The sequence below is a fragment of the Arenibacter sp. S6351L genome (genome assembly GCF_023016025.1).
Classification (GTDB): Bacteria; Bacteroidota; Bacteroidia; order Flavobacteriales; family Flavobacteriaceae; genus Arenibacter; species Arenibacter algicola_B.
Genome location: NZ_JALKBB010000110.1, coordinates 1 through 496, shown reverse-complemented (window position 1 = coordinate 496; position 496 = coordinate 1). Strand labels below are relative to the sequence as shown.

Genomic DNA, 496 nt, shown 5'->3' with positions numbered 1-496 from the left:
CGGTAGTATAGGTGTAAACCGGGTTGGTAGCAGACGAGGTATCGCCGTTTCCGAAATCCCAAGCATAGACAAGTCCATTTGGATTTTCTGGGTCGCTAGATCCACTGCCGTTAAAGTTCACTTCCAATGGTGTCGTACCGATCAAAGGAGTAGCTGTTGCCACTGCGGTAGGGGCTTCGTTTTCTTCTACGTTGCCAATGACCTGAACATTCTCGTATACTGCATTGGTAAGTACGCCATCGTTATGTGATGTTGTCGCCAGACCTACAAAGATACTTTGTCCCATAGGTATGGAAGCACTTCCGATCTGTAACCAACTTCCATTGGTCTCGGATACGTAAGCTGTGAAGGCATTGCCCGAGCGTACCAACCTGAGGTAATGTGGGAATCCTCCCGGGGCAAGGGCTGGGGCGGTAAAGTTGCCGCTGCCCATATTTGCGCCTTTGGTAGGTCTATGTTGGAAACTGTATCCAGGACCTCCAACACTGTTGGGGTT

The 496-nt window shown here is 50.0% G+C and carries 1 protein-coding gene; it reads right to left on the bottom strand.

Annotated elements, in window-relative coordinates:
- On the bottom strand, positions 1–496 hold a 496-nt coding region (locus tag MWU82_RS24410; protein ID WP_247098315.1), incomplete at both ends, for a PKD domain-containing protein.